General features: G+C 47.2%; 8 protein-coding genes. 4 read left to right on the top strand and 4 right to left on the bottom strand.

Annotated elements, in window-relative coordinates; translation table 11 throughout:
- From AB1797_11730 to AB1797_11720, 3 genes are all read left to right on the top strand, one after another.
- Window positions 1-209, top strand: a 209-nt coding sequence (locus AB1797_11730) for a hypothetical protein (protein MEW5768267.1), incomplete at its 5' end; no start/stop codon positions are given.
- 51 nt (window positions 210-260) lie between these two features.
- The gene (locus tag AB1797_11725) at window positions 261-479 is read left to right on the top strand and encodes a hypothetical protein (GenBank protein ID MEW5768266.1); all 219 of its coding nucleotides are present in this window, start codon (window positions 261-263) and stop codon (window positions 477-479) included.
- Window positions 480-708: 229 nt separating this feature from the next.
- Window positions 709-3,345: a pitrilysin family protein gene (locus tag AB1797_11720; GenBank protein ID MEW5768265.1), complete on the top strand. Its 2,637-nt coding sequence runs from the start codon at window positions 709-711 to the stop codon at window positions 3,343-3,345.
- A gap of 66 nt (window positions 3,346-3,411) precedes the next feature.
- On the opposite strand, the gene phoU is transcribed toward AB1797_11720, so the two are convergent.
- Entirely contained in the window at window positions 3,412-4,092 is a 681-nt protein-coding gene (phoU, locus tag AB1797_11715; GenBank protein MEW5768264.1) for a phosphate signaling complex protein PhoU, read from the bottom strand.
- An 80-nt stretch (window positions 4,093-4,172) separates the two neighbouring features.
- On the opposite strand from phoU, the gene AB1797_11710 reads away from it, so the two are divergent.
- A complete protein-coding gene (locus AB1797_11710; protein MEW5768263.1) occupies window positions 4,173-4,343 on the top strand; it encodes a hypothetical protein in 171 nt (56 codons plus the stop codon).
- A 239-nt stretch (window positions 4,344-4,582) separates the two neighbouring features.
- On the opposite strand, the gene pstB (AB1797_11705) is transcribed toward AB1797_11710, so the two are convergent.
- The 3 genes from pstB (AB1797_11705) to pstA form a co-directional block, all read right to left on the bottom strand.
- Window positions 4,583-5,335 (bottom strand): phosphate ABC transporter ATP-binding protein PstB, encoded by a 753-nt coding sequence (pstB, locus tag AB1797_11705; protein ID MEW5768262.1) that lies wholly within the window; start codon window positions 5,333-5,335, stop codon window positions 4,583-4,585.
- A 208-nt stretch (window positions 5,336-5,543) separates the two neighbouring features.
- Window positions 5,544-6,308, bottom strand: a complete 765-nt coding sequence (gene pstB, locus AB1797_11700; GenBank protein MEW5768261.1) for a phosphate ABC transporter ATP-binding protein PstB — start codon at window positions 6,306-6,308, stop codon at window positions 5,544-5,546.
- 18 nt (window positions 6,309-6,326) lie between these two features.
- On the bottom strand, window positions 6,327-7,181 hold the full coding sequence (gene pstA / locus AB1797_11695; GenBank protein ID MEW5768260.1) for a phosphate ABC transporter permease PstA: 855 nt from the start codon (window positions 7,179-7,181) through the stop codon (window positions 6,327-6,329).
- Window positions 7,182-7,253 lie beyond the last annotated feature (72 nt).

Here is a 7,253-nt window from a genome sequence, read left to right as displayed (position 1 = left end):
GTCCCAAACTGGCTTTCAGAGCGGGAAAAGGCTGTTTATGTTTGCTGCACACATTGCCTAAAATTGCTAAAAGTGTAAAGCTGCTATTTCAGCATTTTGAAACGATGCCGAATTTTGATTTCAGGGTGATTCGGAAGAAGTGTCATAGAAGTGCCCCCCAGATGTTTTTTAGTGCCTTGAGCCTAATGATTGTGGATTATAGCATATAAAAATGAGTAAGTCAAGCGAAAAGTTGAGGAAAAGAGGAAAAGAGGAAAATTTTGGGGGAAGTGGTGTCCCAAGATGATCACGCCAGATTGGGCCATCAAGTGGAAAAGAAAGGCCTTATTCCCATAGGAGAGATCGTCATAGAATGGTTCGCAGGTAACTTCAGGGGAAGCAGCTTTCGGTGGAGGAGAGTGGACATGTTCAGCAATCTGAAGACCTCGTGGGCAAATACTTCCTCAATTTTACTGGACGGAATAGAAGGCAAAGCGTAGAAGACCGTCTGATAAAGCTTCAATAATCTCCAGTAAGCACACTGGCTTAGCTTATCAAGAAGCTGGCGGTCAGGAGGTTGGGCGGGGGTCACCGGCGACAGATGGCCCAAATAATTATTGACAAACTCTGTCGGATGCTATATATTATGTAACTATTCAGCCTCTATTAAGAGAGAGTAACTCCTCAGGTGGATAGGCTGAAGGCTTTTAGAAATATAGGAGGTTGGCTATGAAATTCAAAAGAGAGACATCTTTGATCGGGGGGTTAATTCTAAGCCTGGCCTTGATCATAGGTCTTATTAGCTGTAAGAGCATTCCTGCTCCATTACCGGAAGCCGCGCCAATCCGCCATCCGCCATCCGCATTCCGATACATCCTGGACAACGGGATGACCGTTATTCTAAAAGAGATGCATACCGCACCAGTCGTGGCCCTTCAGATGTGGGTTAAGGCCGGAGCGATTACGGAAGAGGAATATATGGGGGCCGGCCTATCTCATTTTGTGGAACATATGCTCTTTAAAGGCACAAAAATGAGGGGGGTGGGTGAGATTGCCCGAACTATTCAGGGGGCCGGCGGAACTATCAACGGCTATACCGGATCGGACCGGACGGTCTACCATATCTCTATTGCCTCAAGACACTGGAAAACAGCCTTAGAGGTTATGGCTGATGCGGTGATGAATTCTTCCTTTGATCCCGAAGAACTGGCCAAAGAGCAGGAGGTTATCTTAAAGGAGATTAATATGAATGAGGATGATCCTGACCGGCTTTTGCATCGCCTCTTTTTTAGCGAGGCATATCGCTTGCACCCTTATCGTCATCCGACAATTGGTTATGAGCCTCTTTTTAAGGAACTGACTAGAAACGACTTAGTCACCTATTACCAGCGGATGTATATCCCTAATAATATGATTCTGGTTATGGCGGGTGATTTTGAGCAGACTGAAGCCCTCTCGGAAATTAAGGAGACTTTTAAGGATTTTGCCCGCCAGAAGCTGCACCCCATCTTTATCCCGAAAGAACCGCCTCAGTTGGGAGAAAGAAGGCAGGTCAGGCCGTGGGATGTGAGTCAGGCTCATTTCCTGGCCGGATTTCATACGGTAAGCATCCATTCGGATGATGTCTATCCCCTTGATGTAGCAGCCATTATCCTGGGGCAGGGGGCCACTTCCAGATTATACCGCCAGATAAAAGAGAAGCAGCAATTGGTTCATTCCATCAGCGCCTGGTCATATACCCCGGCCTATCCGGGTATCTTCGGCTTCTCAGCTACTCTGGAAGCCGAAAAATTAGCGGAGGCCGAAGCCGCTATCTTTAAGGAAGTCAATAAGCTAAAGATAGAGTTGGTAGACAAAGACGAACTGGCCAGGGCTAGACAGTCAGTGGTGGCTGATCATATCTTTTCCAGAGAGACCATTGAAGACCAGGCCGGGGATCTGGCCTCTAATGAACTGGTGACCGGGGATATTAACTATTCGAAGACTTATGTAGACAGAATAAAGCAGGTAAAGCCGGAAGATATTAGACGGGTGGTGAGAAAATATCTCCGAATGGACAACCTGACCGTGGCCGTGTTGACTCCCAAGCAGGATCAGTCCGCCGAGACTTGGACACCAGCCGCTCTCCCCCGAGAGGAAATAACCAAGACGGCCCTTAAAAATGGTCTGACGGTGCTTGTCCGTGAGAATCATTCCTTGCCGGCTGTTTCCATTCGGGCGGTCTTTAAAGGGGGAGTCAGGTTAGAAAAGGAGGCTAACAACGGCATCTTCAATTTCCTTCAGGGTATGCTCCTCAAGGGTACCAAAGGTCGCACCAGGGAAGAGATCGCCTATGCCATTGAATCAAGAGGTGGTTCCATCGGGGCATACGGGGGGAATAACAGTTTTGGGGCCTCGGTTAATATTCTATCGGATGATTTTGACCTGGGGCTGGAAATCCTGGCCGACTGCCTGATGAATCCCATCTTTCCACCCGAAGAAATGGAGAAGGAGAGAGAGCTTATCCAGGCGGGCATCAAGGCCCAGGAGGATGACATCATTACGGTGGCCAGGAAACTTTTGCAAAAGACCCTCTTTAAGACCCATCCCTATCGTTTTCAATCCATTGGGCAGGCGGAAAGCATAGCTAAGATGACCCGCCAAGATCTTATCCAACTGCATCAGGATTATTGTCGGCCCAACAATATGGTGTTGGCTGTCTTTGGGGATGTGGATCAAAAGAAGGTTATTCCACAGATCAGCCGCATCTTTAAGGATTTTAAGCCCAAGGAGTTGCCTCAGGTAAAAGTCCCTGAGGAGGGTCGGATTACTCAGGTTCGAGAAGCAGTCGAGGAGAAAGAGAGAAGACAGGCGGTCATCTTACTTGGCTTCCCCGGGGTTGATGTGGCCGACCCGGACCGGGATGTCTTTCAAATTATGACCTCAATTCTTTCAGGGCAGGGATCGAGGTTATTTGAACATATCCGGGGCAAACTGGGCATGGCCTATTTTGTGGGGACCTTTGATATCTTAGGTCTTGATCCAGGGGCTTACGTCTTTTACGTGGGAACCGTGCCGGAAAAAATCGAGGAGGCCAGGGCCGGGCTTTTAGAAGAAATAGACCGACTGAAAGAGGTGTTGGTCGGCGAAGATGAGATAGAACGGGCCAAACGCCATCTTATTGGGACTAAAGAGATCGACCGGCAGACCAATTCTTCTCAGGCCTTTGAAGCGGCCCTGGATGAACTTTACGGTCTGGGATATGCCTATGGTGATGGTTATGCCGGGCGAATCGAGGCCGTGACCAGGGAAGACATCCAGCGGGTAGCCAGGAAATATTTTAAACCTGACAGCTATGCGGTGGCCATAGTAAAGCCACGGGAGTAGTCCAGCCCAGCATAGCGAAGCCGCCACGTAACGACTCAGGTGAATAGGCTGAAGGCTGAAAGGAACTTAGGCCGTGTGGGAGCGTTCTTCATAAACCCGAGGGTGCCTGATGTCTTTGCCCTTAACCAGAAAGATAACATCTTCGGCCACATTAGTCGCGTGATCAGCGATACGTTCTAAATGGCGCGAGACGAGAATAAGCTCTAAGGCTCGCTTAATAGCCCCGGCGTCAGCCAGCATATAAGTCAGGAGTTCCCGAAAGATTTGATCTTTGAGGCCATCCACCTCATCGTCCTTATCGATTACGGTCTGAGCCAGAAGGGTATCTTTCCGAATAAAGGCCTCAAGACAATCTTTGACCATCTTTTGAGTAATTTCAGCCATCCTGGGCAGATCGATCAGTGGCTTTAAGGGAGGCACCTTTAAAAGCTCTAAGGTATTCTCAGTAATATTTATGGCTAAGTCTCCCATTCTTTCCATGTCAGAGATTATTCGGGAGGAAGCCAGAATGAATCTTAGATCTATGGCCAGAGGTTGTCTTAAGGCAATCAACTGAAGACAGAGTTCATCTATATTTAAATGGAGCTTATTCACCTCCTCTTCCTTTTTAATCACTTCTTCCACGAGGCTGGCATCACGAACGACCAGGGCTTTTATGGCCTGATTTACCATCGCCTCCACTAAACCGCCCATCATAAGCAGTTGTTCCTTTAATGAGTTCAATTCTTCATCAAAATGTCTCTCCATCTTGGTCACCTCCTATTTACAATTATCGTAACCGTTCATCACATGATGCTGGATGCTCGATCCTCGATCCTCGATGCTCGATGCTGGATGCTCGATGCTCGATATTCGATGCTCGATGTTCGATGCTGGTAAAGGATTCAGTGTCCAGTATTGAGCATCGAGGATCGAGGATCGAGTATCGAGGATCGAGGTTGTGTCTTTGTGCCTGTAACCGTTCAGGTATAGCTACACGGATTAGCACGGATAAATAACACAGGACAGAAGGCGGAAGTGTAGGGACAGGGCTTGTCCCTGTCCGTGCTTGTCCATGTCCGTTCCGTAGACGGACAACCACAAGGGTTGTCCCTACAGCCTAAGGACAGACCCGAATCACGGACACGGCTCACGGATTTTCCGTGTTTCATCTGTGTGCATCTGTGGCTGAACGGTTACTTGTGCCTTAGTGGCTGAATAGTTACTTATCAATCAATTATCAATGGTTAATTGTTAATCATCCAAACCTTCCCGTGATATAATCCTGGGTTCGTTTATCCTTCGGCCTGGTAAAGATGGTCGCTGTATCACTGAATTCTATCAATTCACCCAGCAACATAAAACCGGTCTCTTCAGATATTCTAGCCGCCTGCTGCATATTGTGGGTAACGATAACAATGGTATACTCCTTTTTCATCTCTTGCATTAATTCTTCTATTCTTTGAGTAGCCATCGGATCGAGGGCTGAGCATGGTTCATCCATAAGCAAGATCTCCGGTTTTACTGGTAAAAGTCTGGCGATACAAAGCCGCTGTTGCTGCTCTAAGGAAAGCTTTAGGGCTGAGGTATGGAGTTTATCTTTCAGATCATCCCAGAGTAAAACTTCTCTTAAACAAGATTCAACTACCACCTCAAATCCATTATCAGGTTGAACATTGTGAACCTTCATTCCAAAGAGGATGTTTTCAAAGATCGAAAAGGGAAAAGGATTAGGCCGTTGAAATACCATGCCTACTTTTTTACGAAGTTTGATTAAGTCTGTTTTGGGATGGTATATATCCTCTCCATCTATAAGGGCTTTCCCTGTTATTACCACTCCTTCAATGAGGTCATTCATTCGGTTAAATGTCCGCAGAAGGGTCGATTTGCCACAACCTGAAGGACCAATCAGGGCAGTAATCTTGTTCTCTTTAATAGAAAGATTAATTCCTCTCAGGGCCTGGAAGTTTCCATAATATAGGTTTAAGTCATTTACTTCTATTATAGCCATAGTCTATCACTCGATGATCAAGTTATAGTTACTTCAGTTTCGAGTTGGGAGGAACCCAAAACTCGAAACTCAAAACTTATTCTCGTTTGGTTGCGGCCAGAGGCTGCGTTAAGATAATTTTTTTGATTAACCGGATAACCTACTTATTTAACATCCTGTCCATCTTGCTTGTAAATCCTGTCAAAAGACCCGAATAGTTACACTATTTTTATCCAAATCTACCGGTAATATAATCCCCTGTTCGTTGGTCTTGCGGCACAGTAAAAATCCTTTCGGTCTGTCCTATCTCGATCATTTCTCCCATCAAAAAAAAGGCGGTGCGGTCGGCCACCCGGGCGGCCTGTTTGGTGTTGTTGGTTACCAGTATGATAGTATATTTCTCTTTCAATTTCATCATAGCCTCTTCTACCTTGGCGGTAGAAACAGGGTCAAGTCCTGAACAGGGTTCATCAAAGAGGATTACCTCCGGCTCCAGGGCCAGGGTGCGGGCGATACAAAGTCTCTGCTGCTGTCCGCCGGAAAGTTTCATCGCCAGTTGATGCAGTCTGTCTTTAACCTCATCCCAGAGATAAGCCGCCTTCAGACTTTGCTCTACCGCTTTTTCAAGTAAGGACAGATTTTTTATCCCTTTTCGGCGCAATCCATAAACGACATTGTCAAATATGGAAATCGGCAAAGGGGTGGGGAGGGCAAAGATCATGCCTACCTTGCGTCGAAGTGCTTCAACATCGATCTGCCCATAGATATCCGTATTATCTATCATTACGCGGCCGGTTACCTTTGTTCCTTCAATTAGATCAATCAGGCGATTTAATGTCCGTAAAAATGAGGTCTTGCCACTATTGGCCGGACCAATGATGCCCAGTATTTCGTTCGCCTGGACTTCAATAGATAGAGATTTGATCGCCAGGCGGTCCTCATACCATATATTCAGATTTTCAGTTAAAACTTTTACGGGTAAAGGACCGGCCATCTTTTCTTTCTCCTGGGTTTACCATGCCTTTTTCCTTCTCAATTTAGCCCGGATGATGATAGCCATAGAATTAACACCGAAGACTAACCCCAGAAGCACCAGGGCCGTGGCATAACGGACCTCAAGTTCGATGTTGGGTATCTGGGTTGAGATGGCATATAAATGCATGGGCAAGGCCATTACCTGGTCAAAGACAGAGGTGGGAAGTCCGGGCAGGTAAAAAGCCGCTACGGTAAAAAGAATCGGGGCGGTCTCCCCAGCCGCCCGGCTAATCTCAAGGATAATACCCGTGAGGATGCCCGGGATGGAATTGGGCAGGACCACATGTCGGATCGTTTGCCATTTAGAGGCACCCAAAGACAGACTCACTTCCCGGAAAGATTGGGGAACACTGGCCAGGGCCTCACGAGTAGCCGTAATGATAACCGGCAAGTTCATAATCGCCAGGGTAAGGGATCCGGCCAGGATAGAGGCCCCGAATTTCAAAAAGATGACAAAAATCCCCATACCAAAGAGGCCATAAACGACTGAAGGAATCCCGGCCAGATTAATAATGGCCAACTTAATCACTCTGGTTAGGAGGTTCTGGCCGGCATATTCGTTCAAATAAATAGCCGATAGCACGCCTAAAGGGATAGCCACGCTCATAGCCCCTACTACTAAACAAGCGGTTCCCACCATAGCCGGCAGAATTCCGCCCTCTCGCATGCCATTACGGGGGGCGGTAGTTAGGAATTCCCAGGTTACCGCCCCAAGCCCGTTTTTGATAATTACCAGGACAATCAGCCCTGCCGGGACAAGGACAAAAAGGGTAGATAATAAAAGTATGGCAAAGGCGATCTTTTGTGATATTCTTGGATCTGGTCTTCTCATAGCGCCGAACCTGTGCTCTGTCTTCTGTTATCGTAACCGTTCAGCCACAGATGCACACAGATGAAACACGGA

The organism is bacterium (assembly GCA_040753085.1).
Taxonomy (GTDB): Bacteria; UBA9089; JASEGY01; order JASEGY01; family JASEGY01; genus JASEGY01.
Note: the sequence above shows the minus strand (reverse complement) of the source record. Positions and strands in the feature narration are given on the sequence as shown.

Excerpts from the sequence above, each read along its gene's own strand:
- pstA (MEW5768260.1), bottom strand. The coding sequence starts at position 7,181 with ATGAGAAGACCAGATCCAAGAATATCACAAAAGATCGCCTTTGCCATA.
- pstB (MEW5768261.1), bottom strand. The coding sequence starts at position 6,308 with ATGGCCGGTCCTTTACCCGTAAAAGTTTTAACTGAAAATCTGAATATA.
- pstB (MEW5768262.1), bottom strand. The coding sequence starts at position 5,335 with ATGGCTATAATAGAAGTAAATGACTTAAACCTATATTATGGAAACTTC.
- AB1797_11710 (MEW5768263.1), top strand. The coding sequence starts at position 4,173 with ATGCTGGATGCTCGATGCTCGATATTCGATGCTCGATGTTCGATGCTG.
- AB1797_11720 (MEW5768265.1), top strand. The coding sequence starts at position 709 with ATGAAATTCAAAAGAGAGACATCTTTGATCGGGGGGTTAATTCTAAGC.
- phoU (MEW5768264.1), bottom strand. The coding sequence starts at position 4,092 with ATGGAGAGACATTTTGATGAAGAATTGAACTCATTAAAGGAACAACTG.